A 24,237-nucleotide genomic window follows, 5' to 3' on the forward strand; every position below is an offset into this window, starting at 1 on the left:
TTAATAGATTTGTACTCCAGTTAAATCACCTCAGTATCTTCCAAACAACAATTGTAACGTTTTATAAGAACTTAGCATCCATAACCATTTTAGAACGAATTAGTAAGAAGTACAAATGTTTTGTTCATAAAATAGTCAAACTTTTGATATTTGTTGAATATTAATTAATACATTTACGCGTAACTATTTACCTTCAATATGAAGAGCATATTCCAAAGGTTAGAATATGCTCTCCTCATCTTGTGCTTTTAATTTAATAATAACTGTCGTTCCCTTACCTTTTTCACTTTCTATTCTCCACTCCCCATCATGTATATGAGCAATTTGCCTTACAATTGCAAGACCTAAACCTGTTCCACCGTGTTGACGACTTCTCGCTTTATCTACTCGGTAAAAGCGTTCCCCGAGATTTTCTAAATGCTCTCTATCAATACCTATTCCTGTATCTTTTATGTGCAATTCACAATAATCATCGATTTGCTTTAATGTTATTATGATATCCCCGTTTTGATTTGTATAACGTATCGCATTATCTAACACATTATGAAGTACTTGTTGCATACGATCCTCATCAATCATTACGATAATTTCAGGATTTAAATTCGTTAAAATACGAAGTTTTTTTTCTATAAACTGTAACTCGTACGTATCTAGTACATCTTCAATAAGCTGTGAAAAAACGATAGGTTGTTTCTTTAGGGGAAAGTGTTCACCTTCTAGCTGCGCTAGATCTAATAAATCATGAACAAGGCGTTGCATGCGACCTGCTTCTTTATGGATGAGTTGCGTTACTTTTTCCTGCTGCGGCCCCTTCGCTACACCGTCTAAAATAGCTTCACTATATCCTTTAATATAACTAAGCGGTGTTCTAAGTTCATGCGAAACATTAGCTAAAAATTCCTTACGCTTTACATCTTCTGTTTCTAAAGAATTTGCCATTTTATTAAAAGCTTTTCCCAATCGTCCAATTTCATCTTCTGAAGAAATTGTAATCCGCTCTGAGAAATCTCCAGTAGCCAAATGATTTGCAACTCGTTCCATTTGCGAAAGCGGTCTCGTAATAGCAATAATAATTTTTCTACCCATCCATATTGTAATTAAAATCATTGCAAGTGCTAACGGCGCTAAAATAAGACCCATATCAAATATTAAGTCTTTTATACTTTTTAAAGGAATATAAGAGTATACAATACCAACTAATTTTTTATCATCTAAAACAGGGATGACAACACCCATAATATTACGATCAAAATGTTCTTCATACCCTATCTTTGTCACGGTTTTCCCATCTAATAGCGCCTGTCTATCCCCTTCACTTATAAGAGAATGATGGTGAACATCAAAAGGCAAACATGCGCTTAAATCACGCGGATTGTATACGAAAAGGACATCTGAACTAGATATTTGATCATATGCCCTTACTTTCTCTTCAAAAGTGGATACTCCTTCACGTTTATCATATTGCGTGGCAAGACGTTTCCCTTCCATTACTAATGAATCTTTTAAATTATCAACGTATAACTTTTCATATGAGTATAAAGATACAAAATAAAGAAAGGAAACTGTTACACATACTGCACATACTACTGTAAGCCAAAGCTTTTGTACCATCGTAAACATACGTTACACCTCAAATTTATAACCTACACCCCAAACGGTTTGAATGTAGTTTCCACTTTCTCCTAGCTTTAGACGCATTGTTTTTACATGCGTATCTACCGTTCTTGTACTTCCTGCATAATCATATCCCCACACCTTTTCAAGCAATTGTTCCCGGCTAAATACTTGTCCATTATGTTGGCAAAGAAAATATAGTAAATCAAACTCTTTTACCGTAAGAGGAATCGTCTCACCATTCGTCTCGATCCTCCTACTTTTTTCATTAATAAGAATCGGTCCAAATTGAATCTCTTCTTGCTGTTCTTGCTTTGTATATCGTCTTAAAACAGCTTCCATACGAGCAATTAGTTCCCCAGGACTAAATGGCTTTACAATATAATCATCTGCTCCCATACGTAAGCCGTTCACCCTATTCCACTCTTCACCTTTTGCTGTTAAAAATATAATAGGTACATCCGACGTTTTTCGAATCTCTTTACAAACTGAAAGCCCATCCATCTCAGGCATCATAATATCTAGTACAACGAAATCGTAATGATCCATCTCTAATTTTCGAAGTGCCTCTTTTCCATTTTCAGCTTCTCCCCACTCGTATCCGAAGTTATCTAAGTACATTCCGACAAGTTGCCTCATATCACTTTCGTCATCTACGACTAGCACGTTATATTTACTCATTGCCCTTCCCCTTCTCTCTCTATGAGTTGAAACGGTCCTTTTCCGACTTTAATTGTTTGTTTTATTTTCATATTCTTCATATCCATTACGCATACTTCATCGCTATCATAACTAGCTACATATCCTTCTGCACCGCTTTTCAAAAATGCAAATGGATTAGATCCTACTTCTGCAAATCCTACCTCTTGATACGTACTTGCATCAAACTTTCTAAGCGTATTCGAACCGTGACTTAGCGCATATACATACTTATCATCCTTTGTTATATTCACAGGCATAAACGGAGCATGTAAAGAACGCATCATCTCTCCGCTCTGTAAAGAATACACTAATACTTTCTCATTCACTTGACTTCCATCACCATGTCCACCAATCCATATTTCTTTCCCATCAGCGCTAACCGTCGCTCCTGTTGATGCTGGCGGAATCATAAAGGACTGTATCACTTCTTTTTTCTTTGTATCAATGGTCGTTAGTTTCGTATCATAAAAGTTTAGTACAGATAACTGGTTATGATGCTCTACCATCGTTATCGGCCCTTTTCCTGTTGAAACACTCCCTGTCTCTTTTCCTTTTATCGTAAAGAACCTTACCTTTTGTTCATTTTGATCGGCAGCAAATAATTGTTTTCCATCATCTGATGCGACAACATTAGCAATTCCTTTTCCAGTCTTATATTTGTCCACTTGTCTTCCTTCTACTAGTGAATATACATACATATATTCTAATTGCTTACCATAAACGAGTATTTCCTCGCCATTTGGAAGTAGCGTAACCCCCGCAATCGGCTCATTTAATTCCCATGTTGTTAATAGCTTCTTTGTTTTTTTATCAATAAAACTAATACTACCTTCCTTTATATTCGTTGTTATAATAACACTTTTATCTTTAGCAATCGGTGTATATGAACTTCCTTGACACCCTACTAATAGAAATAAAAAACAGAGAAGAAAAACATACTTTCTCAAAAGATTCCCTCCATCTTCGGATGATTTCGTTATAATTGTAAAATAACAAATAAATGTGTGGAAAATGTGAAATCTTCCTTTATTAATAAACTTACATATATAATGTACAACAAATAGAATTTGAGGTGTGCAAATTATGCTTTTTCCTGATTTAGCGAATAAAATTGTACGTGAAGTACGCAGATTAATTACTGAAAACATTATTATTATTAATATACAAGGCGTTATTATCGCAAGTACAGATGCGGAAAGAATCGGTCAATTTCATGAAGGTGCACTCCGCTGTGCGAAACAAAAGAAAACTGTCATTATTACAAAAGATGATGAACGACGACTGCAAGGTGTAAAAGCTGGGATGAATCTTCCATTACTATTCCATGACGAAGTAATCGGCGTGATTGGAATTAGAGGAGAACCTGAAAATATTTCACAATACGGAGAAATATTACGTAAGATGACCGAATTATTAATTCATGAAAACTACTTTTTAGAACAACTAGAACTTGAGCACCGTTCTTATGAAGCATTTGTCTTTGATTGGCTTCAAAATACAGACTGGTCTCCAAGTTTTCTCGATCGTGCAAAAACGCTTGGCATTGATTTATATAAGAAGAAACAACTTATTTTATTATCAATCGCCCAAGATAATACGATGCTCCAGCGTAAAATTTGGCAACATATGCGCAACATTTTAGCAAAAGAAAATTTATTTGTTCGTTGGGGAAATGAACGGTTTATTTTGTTTACAACAATGCAATCCAAAGAGCAAACCTTTCAATTTTTAAAACGGTTAAAACAAGACTGTGAAACTTTATTTTCTATTACTTTATATATCGGGATTGGACAAACAGTTACGCCAAGCAATATGAACTTATCGTACGAACAAGCATTACGCGCCCTTTCAGTATCACTTAAAACGAAAGAAATTGTATTTAATGAAGATTTACGTTTAGAAATGTGCTTACAAGATATTTCTACTGAAACTCGGGAACAGTTTCTAGAGCGTACCATTGAAAACTTAGTATCATCTCCTGAGCTTATGCACACTTTACGTTTATTTATCGATTATAACCAATCTTATAAGCAGACAGCTGAGCAATTACATATACACATTAATACACTACATTACAGGCTAAAAAAGATTGAAGAACATACAGGACTTGACCCGAAACAATTCAAAGATTTAAATGTTTTATACTTCGCACTCCTCTTATTAGATAATCATACAAAAAATAACGATAAAATAGATTAATATTTAGATGATTGTACATAGAAAGAATCCCCCGACTTTTTTATCATTATAATGAAAGCACTGTTACAACGTTTTTTATTATGACGAAATACGTTAACAGTTTGAGGGGGATTTCCAATGTTAGAAAAGCAAATTATTGATTCATTCGTATCTATTGTTGGCGAAGATAATGTAGATACATCCAATATGGGGCGTTTAACTTATAGTTATGATGCCACTCCAAACTTCCAAGCGATGCCTGATGCAGTCATTGCTCCTCGTAATACAAATGAAGTAGCAGACGTGTTAAAAGTGTGTAACACTCATAAAATCCCGGTATATGTACGAGGTTCTGGAACGAATCTTTGTGCAGGAACGTGTCCATTAGAAGGCGGTATCGTCCTTATTTTCCGTCATATGAACAATATTTTAGAAATTGACGAAGAAAATTTAACAATTACTGTACAAGCTGGCGTTATTACACTTGATATCATTAAAGCTGTAGAAGAAAAAGGTTTATTTTATCCACCAGATCCAAGCTCTATGAAAATTTCTACAATCGGCGGTAATATTAATGAAAATTCGGGCGGATTACGTGGTTTAAAATATGGCGTAACACGTGATTATGTAATGGGGCTTGAAATTGTCTTACCGAACGGCGATATCATTCGCACTGGCGGTAAATTAGCAAAAGATGTAGCTGGTTATGATTTAACTCGTTTATTTATTGGCTCTGAAGGAACACTTGGTGTTGTTACGGAAGCTATATTAAAACTTGTCCCTATGCCTGAAACGAAGAAAACAATGCTCGCACTATATGAAGATATTAACGAAGCTGCTCGAGCTGTTTCTGCTATTATTGCGAATAAAATTATTCCGGCGACACTTGAGTTTTTAGACCAACCAACAATTGAAGTTGTAGAAGAGTTTGCACAAATCGGTTTACCAACTGACGTCAAAGCAATTTTATTAATTGAACAAGACGGTCCACCTGAGGTTGTCAATCGAGATATCGAAAAAATGGCTAACGTTTGCCGTGCTATGAATGCGGTCGATGTTCGCGTTGCAAAAGATGAAGCCGAAGCAGATGCGCTTCGTACAGCACGCCGTAGTGCACTATCAGCACTTGCAAGACTAAAACCAACAACAATATTAGAAGATGCAACTGTACCGCGTTCAAAAATCGCTCCAATGGTTGAAGCAATTAATGCGATTGCAAAAAAATATAATATTCCTATTTGTACTTTTGGTCATGCTGGTGATGGTAATCTACATCCAACTTGTATGACAGATGCTCGTAACGAAGAAGAAATGCACCGAGCTGAGCAAGCTTTTGCCGAAATATTTGCGAAAGCGATTGAGCTTGGTGGTACCATTACTGGTGAACACGGTGTTGGCGCGATGAAAGCTCCGTATTTAGAAATGAAATTAGGTAAAGAAGGTATTGCTGCAATGCAAGGTATTAAACAAGCCTTTGATCCAAATAACATTATGAATCCAGGAAAGATGTTCGCGAAAGACTCTCGTAAAAGAGTGGTGGTTGAGCGATGACAACATTAAATAAAGAAAAAATTCAAAAGGAATTTAAAGAACGATTAAATGAAGACGAACTATTAAATTGTATGCGATGCGGTTTTTGTTTACCTACTTGTCCTACTTACATTCAATCTGGGTATAAAGAATCACATTCACCACGCGGTCGTATCGCATTAATGAAAGCCGTCGTAGATGGTTTAATTGAGCCAGATGAAGATGTTGAAAATACTTTAAATGTTTGCCTAGGCTGCCGTGCTTGTGAGCCCGTTTGTCCATCTGGTGTTAATTATGGACATTTATTAGAAGAAACTCGTGACATTATTAATCAAAACAAAAAATTCTCGCTGCCAGTGAAAGCCGTTCGTAAAGTTGTATTTGAAGGATTATTCCCTCATCAAAACCGCATGAGAACTTTAACTGGACTTATCGGATTATATCAACGCTCTGGTTTGCAGACGCTCTCACATAAAACGGGGATTATGAAGCTATTCCCTGAAACGATCGCAACGATGGATCTTGTCTTACCGAAAGTTCCTAAAATGAAAGAAATGAAAAATCGCCCTGAATTTTTACAATCTGCAATTACAAAGAAAAAGCAAGTTGCTTTCTTCACAGGGTGTTTAATGGATACTATGTTTTTAGAAACAAATAACGCAACGATGAAACTTCTTCAACTTGCTGGTTGTGATGTCGTTATTCCGAAAACACAAAGTTGTTGCGGAGCATTACACGGACATGCTGGTGAAAAAAGTGGTGCAAAGGAATTAGCAAAACGAAATATACAAGCATTCGAAGATTTACAAATCGACTATATCATTACGAATGCAGGTGGCTGCGGAGCTTATCTCGTAGATTATGATTATTTATTAAAAGATGATCCTAAGTGGGCAGAGCGTGCAAAGCAGTTTGTTTCTAAAATTAAAGATATTACTGCTATACTAGTAGAACTAGATTTCCATAAACGAACTGATTTACGACTTCCACCGCAAATTATTACGTATCAAGACTCTTGTCATTTACGTAATGTTATGCGAACATCTTCTGAACCTCGTATGTTACTAGAGGCCATCAAAGGTGCAATCTATCGTGAAATGAAGGATGCAGACCGCTGCTGTGGTTCTGCTGGTATTTATAATATTGTTCATTCGGAGTTATCAATGGAATTTCTAGATTATAAAATGGATCGTGTGCATGAAACAGATGCAGCGACAATTGTTACTGCAAATCCTGGATGTCTATTACAAATGAAACTAGGTATTGAACGTGAAGGAATTTCTCATAAAATGCGAGGAATTCATATTGTAGACTTATTATTAGAAGCAATTGAAACCAACTCGTAATAACTCGTAACATACGTAACAATAGGAAAACGGCTATCTCCTTCGTCTATGTAAAGAGATAGCCGCTTTTTTGTCCGCTACAACATTAAAAATATGTTACTTTATTATAAAAAAGAACAACAGAAACATTACAGTTTTGTAAAAATCAATCCATTATATTCCTCAAAAAAATGCTCAAACCATTGATACAATAGGATTCTTCATTTTCAATTTAGGTAACTTTATCCAAAATACTCCTCTTAAAACCAAGCATAAAAATGCTGAAAATTCCTTTTATACTCTACGTTTCTCTTATTTCTTCCCTTTTCTCCTCTTAGGATAAATTAGGTAATTTTTAAATCTATGAATTTTTTTCCATCTTATTTCTCGCAAATTGTATGCTACGATGGATTTGTCAGTCAGACAGGCTGTCAAAAACAAATCGTGTGAAAACAAATTAAAACTTTATATAGGGGGACACACATCATGAAAAAGCGTGTTTTATTATCTGTAGCTGCTGCAACAGCTCTTACTTTAGGAGTATCATCTTTAGATGCACAAGCTGCAACAGTACAACCATCTAACATAAAGGTTCAAAATATTCAGCATTCAAAAGTAATGATGAAACAAATGAGCCAACAAGAATTACAAGCATTCTTACAATCTATGGGAGTTGAGTCATTAGCACAATGGAATCAAGGTCAATTCCAACAAGATTGCTTCATTCCTGGTCAACAGCCTACTGAAAATGTTGTAACTGAACAACCAACAGCTAAGCCAGAAGCTCAAAAGCCTGCTGAGGAAACTCAAAAACCAGCGGAACAAAAGCCTGCTGAAGAAGTTGCTAAACCAGAAGCTCAAAAACCAGTTGAAAACAACAATACTCAAAACGAGACACAAAAACCTGCTGAGCAAAAGCCTGCTGAAGAAGCAAAATCTTTAAGCGAATTCGAACAACGCGTTGTTGAATTAACAAACGCTGAGCGTACAAAACAAGGCTTACCAGCATTACAAATTGATACTGAATTAAGCAAAGTTGCACGCGCTAAATCTGAAGATATGCAAAAGAATAACTACTTTGATCATAACAGCCCTACATACGGATCTCCGTTTGACATGATGAAGAAATTCGGTATTTCTTATACATCTGCAGGTGAAAACATCGCACAAGGCCAACGTACACCAGAAGAAGTTGTACAAGCTTGGATGAACAGTGCTGGACACCGTGCAAACATTTTAAATAGTGGCTTCACTCATATCGGTGTTGGTTATGTAGAAAGCGGCAACTACTGGACACAACAATTCATTACGAAGTAAATAGAAAAAAAGAGTCTTCTCCTAGAAGACTCTTTTTTTATGTTTCATAGCTTTCTAATATGTATGCGTATAAAATGTAGAACATAAACAAAATAGACCCGCAGCTTATTACACTAATTAACACATAAAACCCCCACTTTAGGCTCAAAAACAATGAAAGTAATATGCTACACGCCATCACTTGAAAAATTCGTCTACTAACTAAACGAATTTTTTGTAATTTGATCGGTTCTTTCTCCGTACCCTTTACCTTTTTAAACTCTTTGCTAAGCATAAAAAGAAACATACTAATTCCAATTGTTAGTCCTGTTTGAAAGGATATAATACTTCCCGAATTAATAAAGAGAATGAGCATATGGATAAATAACATAAATAAAGTAACACTCTTTATAAATCCACTTATAATGAAATGCTCTTCTTTATCAAATTTATATATATTATGTGAAATAATATACACTAATCCATGTAAGAAAATAATAAGACAAGGAATAAATAATACAACAACTTGTTTACTCATAAACTCGTTGGGCACACCATTCTCGTTCCAATGTACTGCCATACGACTTGATAAATATGGATAGAAGCATAGAGTAAATAAAAGACAAGCGAAAAATATTCCTAGTATATATTTATATTTGACCAAGTGATTCTCACCTCTCTATTCTCTTAACGGCTTCGCCTCTTTTAGAGAAATCCCTGCAAAAATCTAACTTTCTCAATGTAAAACTTACACTTTACGCATTTTCTCTTTGAAATTCTTTCATTGTATTGTTTAAATTTGTAGGGAATTGTACTTCAACTTCGATCTCTTCTTTCGTAATCGGATGCAAAAAATTAATTTTCATCGCATGTAACGCTTGGCGATCCATATATTTTGTTTGTCCACCATATAATACATCCCCAACTAACGGATTTCCATTATAGCTCATATGAACACGAATTTGATGAGTTCTACCTGTTTCTAATTGTAACGTTACCAAGGTAGCATCTTGCTTCTTAAAATATTTTTCTACTTTATAATATGTTATAGCTTGGTCACCATTTGGAGAAACACGGCGCCTCGTAGCATGATGTCGATCTCTTCCAATGGCCGCGTCAATTGTGCCCTGCTTCTTTTTTACTCTTCCTTCAACAAGTGCCGTATACGTTCTTTTAATTTTCCGTTCCATTAATAAACGATCCATAATTGCACCCGCAATTCTATGTTTTGCGAATACAACACCACCTGTCGTATCTTTATCTAACCTATGGATATGACGAACCTTCGTCTCTAAACCTTGCATTTGAAAATGAAAAGCAACAAGATTGGCAAGTGTTCCCGTCCCATTTTTTTCAGAAGGATGTGTATCCATTTGCTCGGGCTTATTTACAATGAGTACGTGATCGTCTTCAAACACTACATTTAATTCACCGTATTCCGGCTCTACGCCGTACTCCTCCTCCATAAACATATGAACTTGTAACTTATCTCCTTCTTTTAAAAGTTCATTCCATCTCCTCTGTTCTCCGTTAACCGTAACACCTTTTTCCATACGAAGCTGATGTAATAACTTTTTTGGTACTTCCCATTCTACTTTTAACAACGACTCAATACTTATACCATTCCACGTCGCTGGAACCGTAATTTCACACCATTCGCCCTTTTTCTTTGTTTCCATACTATAAATCACCTTATTTCTATTGATTCTCTCATTGTAACGGAAAACATACTTTGATGCACCGTCAAAAATAGAGGACAGTCTTATAATCGACTGTCCCCTCACGCTCTAAGCCTTTTCATCTCCTGCAACACTTCTTCAGCTTTTTGTTCATACAATAAATCTTTAAAGAAATCCGCCAATCGTTTATAGTCGTTGTACGTATCTAATAAGTCGTCTATTTTCTCTCCTTTCATAACTTGCTGCTTTTGCTTCATTTTTACTGGATAACGATACCCCGATACTTCTTGTATTTTATAATACTCATCCTCTACTTGAATGACTTTTACAAGTTCCTCTTCTTCCGCATCCATCGTATACCCGTCAAATTCTCTAAGTAGTTCATAAATGATATGAGTCCATTCATCTTTTGGATAAAATCCTTTTTCTAACCGATAACCGACAATGCGATACATATGTCCATCTTTTTCAGCAAACTGTACTGTATCATTTAGCTTAAACTTAAAATAACGAAACATTGCCTTCACCTACTTGTATGTAATGTTCTTATCACATACTATTTGCAAAATATAGGCCTTGCTATTCATAAAAAAATACTCATCTTATAGATGAGTATTTTTTACGACGATTTTTTTCTTTTCTTTCGGAATGGTAACCACCAGTTCCAATCTCCAAACAATTTCATTAAACTTGGTACGAGCATAAGGCGAATAATTGTTGCATCAAGAAATATCGCTATCGCAACACCAATTCCCATTTGCTTTACTGGTAAAATATCGGTGAAGGCAAATGCACCGGTAACAACAATCATAATTAAAGCAGCCGACGTAATGATACGACTTGTAGAGACAAGCCCTTCTAGCGTTGCTTTATCATTATCTTTCGTCTCCTCATATAGCTCGTGAATACGTGAAATAAGGAATACTTCATAATCCATACTAAGACCAAATACGAGACCAAAAATAAAGATTGGTAATACAAATAAAACTGAACTTTCCTCTAATCCGAAATGCCCACCTTCAAATAACCAAATTACAATTCCAATTGTTGCGCTTAAACTAAGTACGTTCATAATAATCGCTTTAATTGGAATGAGTATAGAGCGGAATGCGAATAATAAAATGACAAAGGTTGATCCAAATATAACAGACATACCAATTGCAACTTTATCTTTAATTTCATCTTCTAACTCTTGCTGGAACGTTGTCATACCGCCCAAATAGTAAGTAACATTGTTTTCCTTATAATTCTTTTTGAAATCACGAACCCATTGTTTTGCAGTTTCTGTACTTGGCTTCGTATCCAAAAAGACTTCCATTGTTGTTTTATTTCCTTTCGTATACGCTTCAAATACAGGAGCTATTTTCGCAGCTTCTGGCGACTGCAATATTCCAGCAACTTGATCTGCTTTCATTCCATTTAGCCCGTCATATACACTTTTCACCTTATATACTTGCTTATCATCTTTTAACTTTTGAACGACAGCTTCTATCTTTTGTAAGCTTTCTTTTTCTGTTATATCTTTCTTCGTCTCTACTACTAATGTAACATCAGCGTGTGTTTGGACAGTTTTATTAAAGGTTTCTTCATACTTCTCAAATGCAACTCTCGTATCACTCTTTTCAGGTAACGCTTCAACACCAGGAAACTGCAAGTTAGCTGTACGTAGCGGTAATAAACAAATAACAATAAATGTTATAACAACAATAATCATGACGATTGGATGTTTCATTACAAACTGTGCAAATTTACGCCATACATTTGATGGCGTAGGCGCCGCCTGATTCTTTTTCAATATCCTTTTACCAATTAGAGATAATAGCGCTGGAAGAAGCGTGAGCGAAAACAAAATGCTCATAATAACGACAATCATCCCGCTAATGGCAACAGACTGAATATAGTCTATCTTAAAGAAAAATAAACCGGATAAACCGACGAATACACATAACCCTGAAAATACGATAGCACGCCCTGCCGTTTGATACGTAATCGCTATCGCTTCTTTCACGGTTCTCTTCGCAACTTCCTCTCGAAAACGATTTACAAATAACAGTGCGAAATCAATTGATAATGCGAGCCCAATCATCGGCGCAACATTTAACACGAAAATAGACAGCTCTTTATCACTACCTATAAAATATAAAATCCCCATCGTACTAATGACACTAAGCGCGCCATTTACAATCGGTAAAATAGAAGCAAGCAGACTACCAAATGAGAATAATAGTACGAGAAACGCAATAGGTAATCCAATCATCTCTGCTACTTTTAAATCGTTTTGCGTTCTTTCATTAATCTCTTGATTAATTTTCGGATACCCTGTCGGTGTTACTTTTAGTACTGCACTACTTTCCTTCTCGATTTTGTCGGCGAATTGTAATGTCTTTTCCATTCGTTCTTTATTTGTTTTCCCGGAAAATAAAATCGTCGCATAACCGATATCATCTTGTAACATCTCTTTATTTTGCATTGGATGATGAAAAGATTCGTATGTTTCCTTCTCTTGAATTTGATTTATTATCCCCTCTATACGCTTTTGGAAATCCTCATGCGAAGTATCCTTTTCCTTCTCAAAAACGAGTAAAAGTGTATCTTGAGACTGCTTAAAATCTTTATCTAAAATTTCTTTCGTCCTTTGATAATCCCCTTCTGTTTGGAAACCATCACCACCCAATACTCCTGGAAGTTTTGGAGCAAAAGTACCGAGCACTATCGCAAGTAATAGTAATGCTACGATTACTGTATAACGAAATTGATACAGAAAAGTTCCTATCTTCCCCCACTTATCAATTTTATGTACATTTGTCTTCACACATTTTCACCTACTTTATATAATTCACTTATCATTTATACTGTATCACATCTCCCCATAAACAAAAAACGTCTAGAAAAACTATAATACTAGTTTTTCTAGGCGTTTTTCTATCTCTCGTTATTAAGTCCCAATCTCTCGGTAAGTAAACGATGACAATAAATTGCTATGATTAACAAAATGCCACCTGCGCAGTAACCTGCTAAAATATCGGTTGGATAATGTACATTTAAAATAACTCTACTTAATCCAATCAATATAATTAATATGCCCATCGAAATCGTAATACCACATTTTCCAGCTATACTTTTCAAATTCGCAGCAATGATATAGGCAAGAAAACCGAATGTTATGATAGATAGCATTGCATGTCCACTTGGGAAGCTATACCCAAGTGCGTCAAGTGCCTCATTTAATGATGGGCGGTCTCTTTTTGCAATTTCTTTTATTCCCTTATTAACAAGGTGTGTCGTTAATATAGCCATTGGATACACAATCATAGCAGCATAATAACGCTTTTTCCAAAAAACGAGCAAGCTTATAACTAGTGTCGTTATAACTCCAATTGCAGATCCTAACTTTGTAAAATATGTGAAGAATGTAATTGAGCTTTCTGTTTGTAATCCTTTTACCATCTCTCGGACATATGTATCCACTGCTGTAACTCCGCTTGCTTGTACTCTCCAAGCGATAATGCCGAATAAAGCAAGTAATAAAATCATACACATGAACTCATATCGATGTAACTTTTTCTTCAAACGATTTCCTCCTACTTATGAAAAAATGCGATTTCTACTTTAGAAACCGCATTTTCTTACTTATTTACCTTTTGTTTTCAGCTCTGTCCAGTAACGATCGTAATCTTTTAACTTATCGTCTACATCAACAAGCCATTCTGTACGATTTAATTCTTCTTTCGTTAAGAAAATCATGTGGTTTTCACGATATTCTTTACTATGAAGAGGACGAGCTTTTTCATTTGGATTACTGTAACCAATTGACTCATAGTTTTTCACACTTACTTTTTCATCTAATAAGTAATTCATAAACTTCTCTGCAAGTTCTTTATGTTTCGCACCTTTTGGAATCGCTAACGTGTCAGCCCAAATTGTGCCACCTTCTTTTGGTACAACGTATCCTACATCTTTGTTATCTTTCGCGATAAATGCTGCGTCTCCAGACCAAACTGTCCCGATCCAAGCATCTTCGGTAATGAATTTTTGTTTAATGTTATCTGTATCGAATGCTAATAAGTTTGGAAGTAGCTTCTGTAAATCATTTGACGCTGTCTTTAACTGTGCATCCTCTTTCGTGCTATTAGAGAAACCGTTTTTCTTAAGTCCCATTCCTAATACTTCACGAGAATCGTTTAATAAAGTAACATGTCCTTTATATTTCTCGTTCCATAAATCATTCCAACTTGTAGGTGTTTCTTTCACATACTTTTTATTGTATGCAATTCCTGTTACACCCCAAGTATATACTAAAGAATACTTATTCTCTGGATCAAACGCGGGTGTTTTGAAATTAGAAACAAGATTCTCGATATTCGGGATGTTCTTCTTATCTAAAGGCTCTAACAAGTCCATCTTCGCCATCGTTTTCACCATGTAATCAGACGGCTGAATCAAATCATATGTTGCGCCACCAGCTTGTAATTTCGCAAGCATTTCTTCATTACTTGCATATTTATCATAATTGATTTTCACGTTATATTTCTTTTCAAAATCTTTTAAAACTTGCTCATCAAAGTTGTCAGCCCAACTATAAATATTTAATTCTTCTTTCTTCTCACCACAGCCCGCAAGTACACCTGCAACAAGCCCGAAGCTAATAGCTGCGCCAGCTAATGTCTTCATCAATTTCATTGATTTTTTACCTCCTCGTTCTTTCTATATCATTCGTATTATAAAGGAAGGTGTCCTCCAGAGTTTTCTTCACCGTCTGCACCTTTATTACGGAAGATTTCCGATAGCACCATTAATCCTACAATTACAACAATTAATATTGTAGACAGAGCATTAATTTCAGGTGATACTCCGCGCTTAACCATACTATAAATGTATAATGGCAATGTTGTTGAGCCTGGTCCTGATACGAAGAAACTAATTACAAAATCATCAATCGATAATGTGAATGTTAATAATGCGGCTGAAATAACTCCTGGTGCAATTGCTGGAAACGTTACATAACGAAACGTTTGCCACGGCGTTGCTCCTAAATCGTTTGCAGCCTCTTCTAAATCACGTCCCATGCCAGAAAGACGTGCCGCTAAAATAACAACAACAAATGAAATACTGAATGTAATGTGTGCAATAATAATTGTTGTTTTTCCAAGTTCCATACCTAATTGACTAAATAGGATAAGTAAAGATAATCCCATTAAAATATCAGGAATTAAAATTGGTAAATATACAAGACCGTTAATAGCCCCTTCAAAACGATATTTGTAACGGTGTAATGCAATAGCAAAAATCACACCAAGAACTGTCGTCACAATTGTCGTTATAAGAGCAATCGTAATACTATTTACAAACGCATCAATAACATCTTGTTTTTGAAATAAATCTGTATACCAATGGAGTGTAAAGCCCTCCCATTCCGCATTAATGCGAGAATCGTTGAAGGAATATACCATTAAAACCATCATTGGAAAATACAAAAACAATAAGATTAACCAAGAATAAGAAACTAAAAACTTCTTCATTTTTGCCTATTCCCCTCCGTTTCCATCATATTTATATACTTTCGTTGCACGATAATATAAGTAAATTAACAGAACAGAGAATAGAACAACAATCATAGATAACGCGGAACCAAACGGCCAGTCACGTGAGCCTAAGAATTGGTTTTGAATTACGTTTCCGATTAATGCTACTTTCGATCCACCCATAACGTCTGATACAACAAACATTCCGATAGAAGAAACGAATACTAAAATAGAACCAGTTGTAATCCCTGACATCGTCATCGGTACTGTTACATTCCAAAATGCCTTTACTGGTGTTGCTCCTAAATCATAAGCTGCCTCTAGCTTACGCTTATCAAGCTGCTCAATTGCTGCATACACTGGTAAAATCATAAATGGTAATAAAGAATATACCATTCCGAGTATTACAGAAGGTGTATTATATAGCAGATTTAAAGGTTCACTAATAATACCTAGTTTCAATAGCAATGTGTTTACAAGTCCTTGTGAACGCAAAATAACAATCCATGCGTATGAACGAACAAGAAAGTTAATCCAGAACGGAATCGTTGCCAATAATAGAAGGATAGAACGATATTTACGATCAACAATTGTAATTGTATAGGCAAATGGATAACCGATTAATAAACATAGTACTGTAGTAATAACAGCTATCTTCACTGTTTCCCATAACGTCCCCATATATAATGGATCAAACACACGCGCTATGTTATCTAATGTGAATTTCATCTCCACTGTCCCGTATGCTCCGCGCTGCATGAAGGCAAATGCTAATACGAACAGAAGTGGAATTAGGAAGAAGAGTAACAGCCATACGACTGTAGGTAATGCGAGTAATTTCCCTTTCTTCAATTTAAGGTCACCTCGTCCTCTTGCTCCCAACCTACATATACATTATCCCCAATGCTCCACTGCGTTGCTGCTTCAGCAGTTTGGTATGCCATTAGTAATTCCGCTGTTTTCTCCTCACGTACATATAGCTTTTCCATATTTCCAACAAATTCAATATCTTCAATATGCCCAAGGTGGTATTCTTTTAAAATTGGCTCTTCCACCGAGCGAACTTTTACATTTTCAGGGCGAACTGCTACGTAGTTTTCCCCATTTTTTACGATATTATTTTCACCTATGAACGTCGCAACAAACAATGTTTTCGGCTTATTGTAAATTTCTTTAGGCGTGCCGACTTGTTCGATATGCCCTTTATTCATAACGACAATACGATCACTCATACTCATCGCTTCTTCTTGATCGTGCGTTACATATATGAACGTAATTCCTAAATTACGTTGTAAGTTTTTCAATTCACGTTGCAAATCTTTTCTTAACTTAAAGTCAAGCGCTCCAAGTGGCTCATCTAATAGTAATACACGTGGGTTGTTTACAATTGCTCTTGCAATTGCTACACGCTGCTGCTGTCCACCAGAAAGCTTCGAAGGTTTACGGTTACGGAACTCCAGTAACTGAGTTAAACGCATTGCCTCTTCCGCACGTTCTTTCTGTTCTGCCGCTGATACTTTTTGCATTTTCATACCGAAACAAATATTTTTTTCAACATTCATATGTGGGAATAGTGCGTAATGTTGGAACACTAAATTCATATGACGCTTGTATGGCGGCAAATCGTTAATCTTTTCATCATCTAATAAAAGATTCCCTTTAGTTGGCGTTTCAAATCCTGCGATCATACGAAGTAAAGTCGTTTTCCCGCAACCACTCGGTCCTAAAATTGTTAAAAATTCTCCTTCTTTAATATCTAAAGAAAGAGGGGGGATAATCACTTGATTTCCAAAATGTTTTTCTACTGCTTCAACTTTAATAATCTTTTTCATTTTCCCGTCCTATCTACCTTAAATTTTAATTTTTATATTCATGAATAAATATTTATGTTCTATAGACTATTTTTTGTTTCGATCCAAACAAAAATGGTTGTTTAGCAGCGTTCTCTTCTATTCTTTATGTAGTATGTTTGATTCATTTTCGCATGATACATATGTCGAACAGAAAAACCCCTTCAGTTGCGAAGGGGTTTTTATCATACGGCTACGCCTACTGATAAACACCATCATCATTTTAACAACTTTCGTATGAATTTTAAAGCACTTTTTGTAGAAGAGTAACGAATTTTCATATCGAATGCTGTAGATTGGGACAAAATGCTTTTATAATGGGAAAAAGTCCGAAAACTTTGTTCACCATGATAGCTGCCCAACCCACTACTTCCAACGCCCCCAAAAGGTAAATATGGCGTTGCAAGGTGATATACGACATCATTTATACATCCTCCGCCATATGAAATATTACTCGTCACTTTCTCTTGCACTTTTCTATCTTCAGAAAATACATATAGTGCTAACGGCTTTGGATGGTGCTGAATCGTTTCAATTACCTCTTCTATTTTGTCATATTCTATAATTGGTAAAATTGGTCCGAAAATTTCATCTTCCATAACAGTACTTTGCCATGTAACATTCGTTAACACTGTAGGCTCGATGTGTAATGTTTCTTTCGTATAATTCCCTCCAATCTCAGGTTTACCATCTTGCAAAAATGTACATAAGCGTTCAAAATGACGCTCACTCACAATTCGTACGTAATTGTCATTTTGTAAAGCATCTTTTCCATATTGCTCTGCGATTTCATGTCGTAATGCCTCGATTAACTGCTCTTTCACTGAAGAATGAACGTACATATAATCAGGCGCTACACACGTCTGCCCAGCATTCAAAAACTTGCCCCAAACGATACGTCTTGCGGTTACATCTAGCTTTGCATCTTTATGTACAATACATGGACTTTTCCCGCCAAGTTCTAACGTAAGAGGCGTTAATTTTTTTGCCGCTGCTTCCATCACAACTTTTCCGACGCCAACACTACCTGTAAAGAAAATATAGTCAAACGGTTCCTTTAAAAGTGCACTGCTTTCCTCAACACCGCCTTCTACTACCGATACAAGCTCTTCTGGGAATAATTCTTCTAGCATTCTCGTAAGCACTTTTGAAACGTTTGGCGTTAACTCTGACGGCTTTAAAACGACTGTATTTCCGGCTGCCAATGCTCCTACGAGTGGGGCAATTGCTAATTGAAACGGATAGTTCCACGGTGCGATAATAAGCGTCACACCATACGGTTCTGGCACTACTTTCCCCTTCGATCCAAAATGAGTAAGAGCTGTGCGAACACGCTTTGGTTTACTCCAAGATGAAATATGCTTCATTTGAAAAGAAATCTCTTTTAGTACATATCCAATTTCTGTTGTAAATGATTCGTGAACTGATTTATTCAAATCTAATTTCAACGCTTGAAAAATCTCATCCTCAAAACGCTGAATTCCTTCATAAAGCTTCTTCAAATTATTCTTTCTCGTCTCTACACTTCTCGTATGTCCTTTATAAAAATATTCCTTTTGTTTATTTACAATAGAGGAAATACTCATTCACTCACCTTCTCCCACTATGTTTATCCCGCTATTAACGAGCAGTAAGACTCTCACCTCAAAATCCAGCGAATTCAAGGAAGTTAATAATCAGTGGGGATGGACAAAACCCCCACCGATTAAAGTTTCACTTTATACAATTCTTTCATTATTTATATAGACTTTATATGTAACAAATTTCTATTCGTAAAGTTACATTATATATGACTTTTTACTTTATATAAAATTCATTGCTCACAAAAAAACTACCGAAAGAACATCTCTCGGTAGTTTTACTGTATTAACGGTATAAACGAACAGCACCTGCAGAATTATCATCAGCTTGTCCTACTACTTCAAACTTCAGACCAAGCTTCGGTAAAATACGTCCTGCATCTGGAATCTGCTCATTAATATACTTTTTAGAGTCATCGAACTTCGGTACCCCTGGTAATCCATCGTATACGAATGTTCCACGCGTTGGAGATACAACTTTCCAAGCTGGCGTTTTGTCGAATGAGAACGCCGAATCAGCAATTTGGAATCGCGTACTGCTTTTAAATGTTGGTTTGCCATTTAAAGTTCCTGCAATTGCTTCTGGATGAGAGTCAACTACTCCAAGGAAACCATGTCCTGGATGTATACCAACCCAGTTATCTGTGTAAGCTGAATCCGCATACCATACAACCATACCAGTGTTATATACCGGACCGCGAGCAAATTTCAATGCGTTATCTGAACCAGCATAGTTTCTCCACTCAACATAGTAGTTATGTTTTTTCTTCTCTGTTCCGTTAGATACAACGAAACCATCTAATTTAAATTGTGATGTACCTTCTGCATCATCTGAGAATGCAACTTGACCATCTACTGTTAATGACGCATTATCAAGAGCGAATCCGTTTAACGCTAAACCACCATCAGTAATGTAATCAAATGTTAATTTCACTTTCTTACCTTTGAACTGACTTAAATCATATGATTTATCAATCCATTTTCCATTTGTCGTAGCTGCATTTCCACTATTTGCTTTCTCACCAAGTCTTTCAATTAACGTTTGTTGACCGTCTTCTGTTACAGCGTGTACTTCAAGGAAATCGTACTCTGCTTCGATTTCATACAATGACTTGAAATCAAATTTCGCAGTCGTTGCATTTGTTAAATCGAACAGCGGTGTTTCCATCTTTGTATGAAGATCGTCACCTTTTGTGCTGTAGTAATACTGTTTACCAAATGCAGGCTGAATTCCTTTTACATCTTTATCTGGTAAGTTAACACGAATCAGACCTGGACGATCTGACTTCGTAACACTTTGGTCTAAGTATGTTGCTAGACCGATACCTTTATTTAATTTCTCGTAATCTACCTCTACGATATTTGCCCAGTTACCACCTATTGTTTTTTGGAAAAACTCTTTATTTTGTGGTGATAAACTCGTTGGTGTTGTTCCAGCAATTTTACCAGCCCAGCTACCGCCACTCATAATAGACCAAGCTTCAACCGGCTCACCATCACCGCTATATTGTGTATCATACTCATCTGGAAGACCTAAATCATGGCCATATTCATGTGCGAATACACCAACCGCGCCATCTTCTGGTTCAATTGTGTAGTCGAATGCTGCCATCTTTCCGCCCCAATATGGAACTTTCGCTTGTGTACCTTCAATTGCGAATGGTTTTGGTCCAACTGTCCAGCGATGTGACCAAATTGCATCATCACCTAATTTACCACCGCCTGCTTCTTGTCCAACACCCGCATGAATAATCATTAAGTGATCGATTAAACCGTCCGGTTGATTTTGATTTCCATCACCATTTACATCGTATTGATCGAACTGATCAAACTGTGATAAATCAAGTCCGCTATCTACAGCTGCTTTTAATGCATCTTTTACTAGATCACGTGGTCCTTTTGGTCCTTTATTATCATGACCTGTACCAGCATCAGCACCATAATCAGCTGCTTTACCAGGAACCGTTAACCATTTTGTAACTGTTCCGTCCACTGTGTAGCTACCACCAGATTGCTCTTCGTAATATTGTTTAAACGTTTCAATTTTACTTCCATCATCTAGTGTAAACGGCTCGTTACCGAATAACATTTTTTCATAATGCTCTTTATTAAAATCGTTAGAATACATGTAGCCAGGCTCTTTATCGATATTGTTATGTTTAAAGTCAGCATACTCTACAAGTAAAACGAGTACTTTATCCTTTCGAACTTCACCGTTATATTCTTTTTGCTTTGCTGGAGAAGTTGGTACTTTACCATTTAGACCGCCTTTAACTGGTCCTGTCGCAGCAGGTGTCCCTGTTGCAGGTTTATCTAACTTTTCTTTCGTGTCTGCTTTCGCATCTTTCACTTTCTTTAAAAAGTCAGATGCATCTTTCGTAAGTTGGTCCCCACTTGCCGCTTCTTTCCCAGGATTTTCACCCTTCTTTTTCTCTACATACTTTTCGACAGCTTTCTTTGTTTCTGTCCCTGAAGCAGATGAATCAATTACCCCACGTTTTTTTAGCGCATTTGCTAATCTCTCTTCTGGGATTAAGTGATCATCCACTGGGCTTGTAGCTGTCTTGTTTTCAGGCGTTTCAGCATATACAGACTGGCTTCCAGCACCAAACGACAAGCCTAGAACAGCTGTCAAAGCAATTGATGATAACACTTTAAATGGTTTCTTTTTCATCCCTTATTTCCTCCCCTAATATAAAATATGTATTACATATTTTATATTATTAAAAATTCAATATATTTTCAATATTTAGTTATATTATGTAATCTTTTTAATATATTTGTAAAAATTTCATAGTTAGTATACGAATATATCACAATTCAACAATGTTTTCTGAAAATATTGAAAATTTTTGGCGAAAACATTATAATTTCCATAGAGAGAATTTAATGGGGATTTTATCTTTGTTTCATCTACACAATATTCGATAATTTGACACATAAAATATAAAATTTGGTTAATTATCGTCTACTATGTAGCAGCAATTATGACCAATAATTAGGGAGGAATTACATTTGTACAAAGATAAGGCTGACTCACTAGATCAAGAATGGATTGATTTAATACTTGAAGCTCTAGATGCTGGCATTGCCCTGCAAGATATTGAACACTTTTTCCAACGTATGAAGCATACGAGCCAGGCTCAATAGCCTCGTTCTTTTTAACGAAGTTTATGTTATAATAATCACATCATAAGACGACTACATATTGATAGAAAGGTGCGCAAATATGATAGGAGAACGTATAAAACGCCTTCGTTTACAAAAAGGCATTTCACTAACAGAACTCGCCGAAAAAGCTGGTGTAGCTAAATCTTACATTAGTTCTATAGAACGGAATTTACAAAAAAACCCTTCTATTCAGTTTCTTGAAAAAATTGCAGCTGTTCTACAAATTCCAATTGATACTTTACTTCACGATGAAACAACAACAGAAAGTCATCTAGACTCCGAATGGACACAACTCGTTAAAGATGCGATGAGCTCCGGTGTCTCAAAAGAACAGTTTCGTGAATTTCTCGAATTTACACAATGGAAGAAAAATCAACAATAATACATATGAAAGAGTGCTTAAAACTGGCACTTCTTTTTTTCTTTATAAAAAAAAGCGGGGGAATCCCCGCTTTTTGATTTATTATTTTTCTTCGCCATCTGTTTGGCTTGCGTTGAATGTCCATTCTAAGTTCAATGAATCGCCTTGGAATTTGTTTTGATCTTTACCATCATCTTCGAATACAAATTGTACCCATAGATAGTCTTCTGAATTTGGTGCTAGACCACCATTCTCTGCCCACTCTGGAGCAAAGATGTCTTTAGCTAAAACATCTGGATCCACATTTTGTAACTCAGCTAAAGTTGTTTCATATACAGGCTCACTTTGTTTATCCCAGTTCCAAAGGAATTTCACTTTAATATGCTTACCAAAGTCTTCACCAGCATTATCACCTTTTGCATCTGTAATACTGTACTTTGTCGCTAATTTAACATCTTTAATTGCTAAAGTACCGTCGTTCTTTAATAAGAACTCTTTCTTAACAGAATCCCCTGGTTTTAAATCTTTAATATCTACAAGCGTTTTAGGGTTTAATGTAAGATCTAACGTCCCAGCTGCAAATGTATTATTTGACACTTCTTTATCGCTAAAGAATGCAAATGTTCCTCCCCCAATTAAAGATAACCCCAATGCTGCTGATGCAACTCCCATACCTAATTTCTTTTTCAGACTCACAATCAATTCCCCCTAGCTGTTTTTTGTATTTTTATCTCTTATTTCAAAATAAGAGGTGTAACTAAAACTATATTAGCTAAGCTTAGCTAATATTTGTTCTTTTTTTAAAACCTTAAGTTCATTATAACGAACAAAACTATATAAATACAATATATTTTTTGATTATTTTTATTTCTCAACAATTTTTCCTTTTTTTCAGAAAAGTATTGAGAAATAAAGTGACACTTTAATCAGTAGGGATTTTGTTCATCCCCCACTGATTATTAACCTTCACCAAGTGGTGGGCTGCCAACTAACTTCCTCACATTCGTTAAATTTTTGGGTGAAGGCCTTATACCCACGAATAGTGAAATAAGAAAAACAAAGCAAATAGGTGAGTAGTAGGGCTCTCTCACCTATTTGCCTTATGATTGTATTTATTCCTTCCGAAATGCTGCTGTATTTTACTTACTATTCCTATTTCTTCTGTTCTTCTTGTTTCTTACTTTCTTCTAGCTTTTTTGCTTCTTCCTGTTTCTTACTCTCTTCTAGCTTTTTCGCCTCTTCTTGCTTCTTACTCTCTTCTAGTTTTTTTGCTTCTTCTTGCTTCTTACTCTCTTCTAGTTTTTTTGCTTCTTCTTGCTTCTTACTCTCTTCTAGCTTTTTCGCTTCTTCTTGCTTCTTACTCTCTTCTAGTTTCTTTTGCTTCTCAGCCTCACTCACTTGCTTTGCTGTTTCATCTACTAATAATTTC

The 24,237-nt window shown here is 35.9% G+C and carries 21 protein-coding genes and 1 pseudogene; 6 read left to right on the forward strand and 16 right to left on the reverse strand.

Going from position 1 to position 24,237, the window contains the following annotated elements; translation table 11 throughout:
- Window positions 1-219 precede the first annotated feature (219 nt).
- From MR071_RS12660 to MR071_RS12670, 3 genes are read right to left on the reverse strand one after another with little or no spacing between them, the layout of a single operon-like run.
- On the reverse strand, window positions 220-1,620 hold the full coding sequence (locus tag MR071_RS12660; protein WP_242236278.1) for a sensor histidine kinase: 1,401 nt from the start codon (window positions 1,618-1,620) through the stop codon (window positions 220-222).
- Window positions 1,621-1,623: 3 nt separating this feature from the next.
- Window positions 1,624-2,295, reverse strand: a complete 672-nt coding sequence (locus tag MR071_RS12665) for a response regulator transcription factor (RefSeq protein WP_105584170.1) — start codon at window positions 2,293-2,295, stop codon at window positions 1,624-1,626.
- Window positions 2,292-3,263: a YncE family protein gene (locus MR071_RS12670; protein ID WP_242236280.1), complete on the reverse strand. Its 972-nt coding sequence runs from the start codon at window positions 3,261-3,263 to the stop codon at window positions 2,292-2,294. Before MR071_RS12670 ends, MR071_RS12665 begins: the two co-directional genes overlap by 4 nt.
- A gap of 136 nt (window positions 3,264-3,399) precedes the next feature.
- On the opposite strand from MR071_RS12670, the gene MR071_RS12675 reads away from it, so the two are divergent.
- From MR071_RS12675 to MR071_RS12690, 4 genes are all read left to right on the forward strand, one after another.
- A complete protein-coding gene (locus tag MR071_RS12675; protein ID WP_242236283.1) occupies window positions 3,400-4,515 on the forward strand; it encodes a CdaR family transcriptional regulator in 1,116 nt (371 codons plus the stop codon).
- 117 nt (window positions 4,516-4,632) lie between these two features.
- Entirely contained in the window at window positions 4,633-6,045 is a 1,413-nt protein-coding gene (gene glcD, locus MR071_RS12680) for a glycolate oxidase subunit GlcD (protein WP_242236285.1), read from the forward strand.
- Complete coding sequence (locus MR071_RS12685) at window positions 6,042-7,370, forward strand: (Fe-S)-binding protein (protein ID WP_242236287.1); 1,329 nt, start codon at window positions 6,042-6,044, stop codon at window positions 7,368-7,370. The genes glcD and MR071_RS12685 overlap by 4 nt, the downstream gene beginning before the upstream one ends.
- A gap of 465 nt (window positions 7,371-7,835) precedes the next feature.
- Complete coding sequence (locus MR071_RS12690; RefSeq protein ID WP_002202710.1) at window positions 7,836-8,666, forward strand: CAP domain-containing protein; 831 nt, start codon at window positions 7,836-7,838, stop codon at window positions 8,664-8,666.
- Window positions 8,667-8,703: 37 nt separating this feature from the next.
- Here the strand turns inward: MR071_RS12690 and MR071_RS12695 are convergent, their stop codons facing one another.
- The 11 genes from MR071_RS12695 to inhA1 all read right to left on the reverse strand — a co-directional run bounded on the left by MR071_RS12695 (window position 8,704) and on the right by inhA1 (window position 21,950).
- A complete protein-coding gene (locus MR071_RS12695) occupies window positions 8,704-9,309 on the reverse strand; it encodes a DUF1648 domain-containing protein (protein WP_242236289.1) in 606 nt (201 codons plus the stop codon).
- A 91-nt stretch (window positions 9,310-9,400) separates the two neighbouring features.
- Entirely contained in the window at window positions 9,401-10,324 is a 924-nt protein-coding gene (locus tag MR071_RS12700; RefSeq protein WP_105584176.1) for an RluA family pseudouridine synthase, read from the reverse strand.
- A 101-nt stretch (window positions 10,325-10,425) separates the two neighbouring features.
- Complete coding sequence (locus tag MR071_RS12705; RefSeq protein WP_002149692.1) at window positions 10,426-10,842, reverse strand: hypothetical protein; 417 nt, start codon at window positions 10,840-10,842, stop codon at window positions 10,426-10,428.
- Window positions 10,843-10,943: 101 nt separating this feature from the next.
- The gene (locus MR071_RS12710; RefSeq protein ID WP_242236291.1) at window positions 10,944-13,136 is read right to left on the reverse strand and encodes an MMPL family transporter; all 2,193 of its coding nucleotides are present in this window, start codon (window positions 13,134-13,136) and stop codon (window positions 10,944-10,946) included.
- A gap of 110 nt (window positions 13,137-13,246) precedes the next feature.
- A complete protein-coding gene (locus MR071_RS12715; RefSeq protein WP_242236293.1) occupies window positions 13,247-13,894 on the reverse strand; it encodes a phosphatase PAP2 family protein in 648 nt (215 codons plus the stop codon).
- 60 nt (window positions 13,895-13,954) lie between these two features.
- Window positions 13,955-15,004 (reverse strand): spermidine/putrescine ABC transporter substrate-binding protein PotD, encoded by a 1,050-nt coding sequence (potD, locus tag MR071_RS12720; RefSeq protein WP_242236295.1) that lies wholly within the window; start codon window positions 15,002-15,004, stop codon window positions 13,955-13,957.
- Window positions 15,005-15,042: 38 nt separating this feature from the next.
- On the reverse strand, window positions 15,043-15,843 hold the full coding sequence (gene potC / locus MR071_RS12725) for a spermidine/putrescine ABC transporter permease PotC (RefSeq protein WP_002149696.1): 801 nt from the start codon (window positions 15,841-15,843) through the stop codon (window positions 15,043-15,045).
- Between the two features lie 6 nt (window positions 15,844-15,849).
- Window positions 15,850-16,698: a spermidine/putrescine ABC transporter permease PotB gene (gene potB, locus MR071_RS12730; protein ID WP_002126118.1), complete on the reverse strand. Its 849-nt coding sequence runs from the start codon at window positions 16,696-16,698 to the stop codon at window positions 15,850-15,852.
- Window positions 16,695-17,678, reverse strand: a complete 984-nt coding sequence (gene potA, locus MR071_RS12735) for a spermidine/putrescine ABC transporter ATP-binding protein PotA (RefSeq protein ID WP_242236297.1) — start codon at window positions 17,676-17,678, stop codon at window positions 16,695-16,697. The genes potB and potA overlap by 4 nt, the downstream gene beginning before the upstream one ends.
- A gap of 236 nt (window positions 17,679-17,914) precedes the next feature.
- Window positions 17,915-19,282, reverse strand: coding sequence for an aldehyde dehydrogenase (locus tag MR071_RS12740; RefSeq protein WP_242236299.1), 1,368 nt, complete (start codon window positions 19,280-19,282; stop codon window positions 17,915-17,917).
- Window positions 19,283-19,562: 280 nt separating this feature from the next.
- Window positions 19,563-21,950, reverse strand: a complete 2,388-nt coding sequence (gene inhA1 / locus MR071_RS12745; RefSeq protein WP_242236301.1) for a M6 family metalloprotease immune inhibitor InhA1 — start codon at window positions 21,948-21,950, stop codon at window positions 19,563-19,565.
- Between the two features lie 341 nt (window positions 21,951-22,291).
- On the opposite strand from inhA1, the gene MR071_RS12750 reads away from it, so the two are divergent.
- Window positions 22,292-22,426, forward strand: a complete 135-nt coding sequence (locus MR071_RS12750; protein WP_002011474.1) for an anti-repressor SinI family protein — start codon at window positions 22,292-22,294, stop codon at window positions 22,424-22,426.
- A 79-nt stretch (window positions 22,427-22,505) separates the two neighbouring features.
- Window positions 22,506-22,829 (forward strand): helix-turn-helix domain-containing protein, encoded by a 324-nt coding sequence (locus tag MR071_RS12755; RefSeq protein WP_242236304.1) that lies wholly within the window; start codon window positions 22,506-22,508, stop codon window positions 22,827-22,829.
- An 81-nt stretch (window positions 22,830-22,910) separates the two neighbouring features.
- Here MR071_RS12755 and calY read toward each other — a convergent pair whose 3' ends face one another.
- Both calY and MR071_RS12765 read right to left on the reverse strand, forming a co-directional pair.
- The gene (calY, locus tag MR071_RS12760) at window positions 22,911-23,504 is read right to left on the reverse strand and encodes a biofilm matrix protein CalY (protein WP_242236306.1); all 594 of its coding nucleotides are present in this window, start codon (window positions 23,502-23,504) and stop codon (window positions 22,911-22,913) included.
- Between the two features lie 456 nt (window positions 23,505-23,960).
- Window positions 23,961-24,237, reverse strand: a pseudogene (locus MR071_RS12765) (DUF4047 domain-containing protein); the annotation flags it as partial.

The organism is Bacillus cereus group sp. BfR-BA-01316 (assembly GCF_022664195.1).
Taxonomy (GTDB): Bacteria; Bacillota; Bacilli; order Bacillales; family Bacillaceae_G; genus Bacillus_A.

Coding starts and splice junctions, on each gene's coding strand:
- MR071_RS12685 (WP_242236287.1), top strand. CDS start 6,042: ATGACAACATTAAATAAAGAAAAAATTCAAAAGGAATTTAAAGAACGA.
- potA (WP_242236297.1), bottom strand. CDS start 17,678: ATGAAAAAGATTATTAAAGTTGAAGCAGTAGAAAAACATTTTGGAAAT.
- MR071_RS12665 (WP_105584170.1), bottom strand. CDS start 2,295: ATGAGTAAATATAACGTGCTAGTCGTAGATGACGAAAGTGATATGAGG.
- MR071_RS12660 (WP_242236278.1), bottom strand. CDS start 1,620: ATGTTTACGATGGTACAAAAGCTTTGGCTTACAGTAGTATGTGCAGTA.
- MR071_RS12755 (WP_242236304.1), top strand. CDS start 22,506: ATGATAGGAGAACGTATAAAACGCCTTCGTTTACAAAAAGGCATTTCA.
- MR071_RS12740 (WP_242236299.1), bottom strand. CDS start 19,282: ATGAGTATTTCCTCTATTGTAAATAAACAAAAGGAATATTTTTATAAA.
- inhA1 (WP_242236301.1), bottom strand. CDS start 21,950: ATGAAAAAGAAACCATTTAAAGTGTTATCATCAATTGCTTTGACAGCT.
- potD (WP_242236295.1), bottom strand. CDS start 15,004: ATGAAATTGATGAAGACATTAGCTGGCGCAGCTATTAGCTTCGGGCTT.
- MR071_RS12700 (WP_105584176.1), bottom strand. CDS start 10,324: ATGGAAACAAAGAAAAAGGGCGAATGGTGTGAAATTACGGTTCCAGCG.
- potC (WP_002149696.1), bottom strand. CDS start 15,843: ATGAAGAAGTTTTTAGTTTCTTATTCTTGGTTAATCTTATTGTTTTTG.
- MR071_RS12705 (WP_002149692.1), bottom strand. CDS start 10,842: ATGTTTCGTTATTTTAAGTTTAAGCTAAATGATACAGTACAGTTTGCT.
- MR071_RS12675 (WP_242236283.1), top strand. CDS start 3,400: ATGCTTTTTCCTGATTTAGCGAATAAAATTGTACGTGAAGTACGCAGA.
- MR071_RS12690 (WP_002202710.1), top strand. CDS start 7,836: ATGAAAAAGCGTGTTTTATTATCTGTAGCTGCTGCAACAGCTCTTACT.
- glcD (WP_242236285.1), top strand. CDS start 4,633: ATGTTAGAAAAGCAAATTATTGATTCATTCGTATCTATTGTTGGCGAA.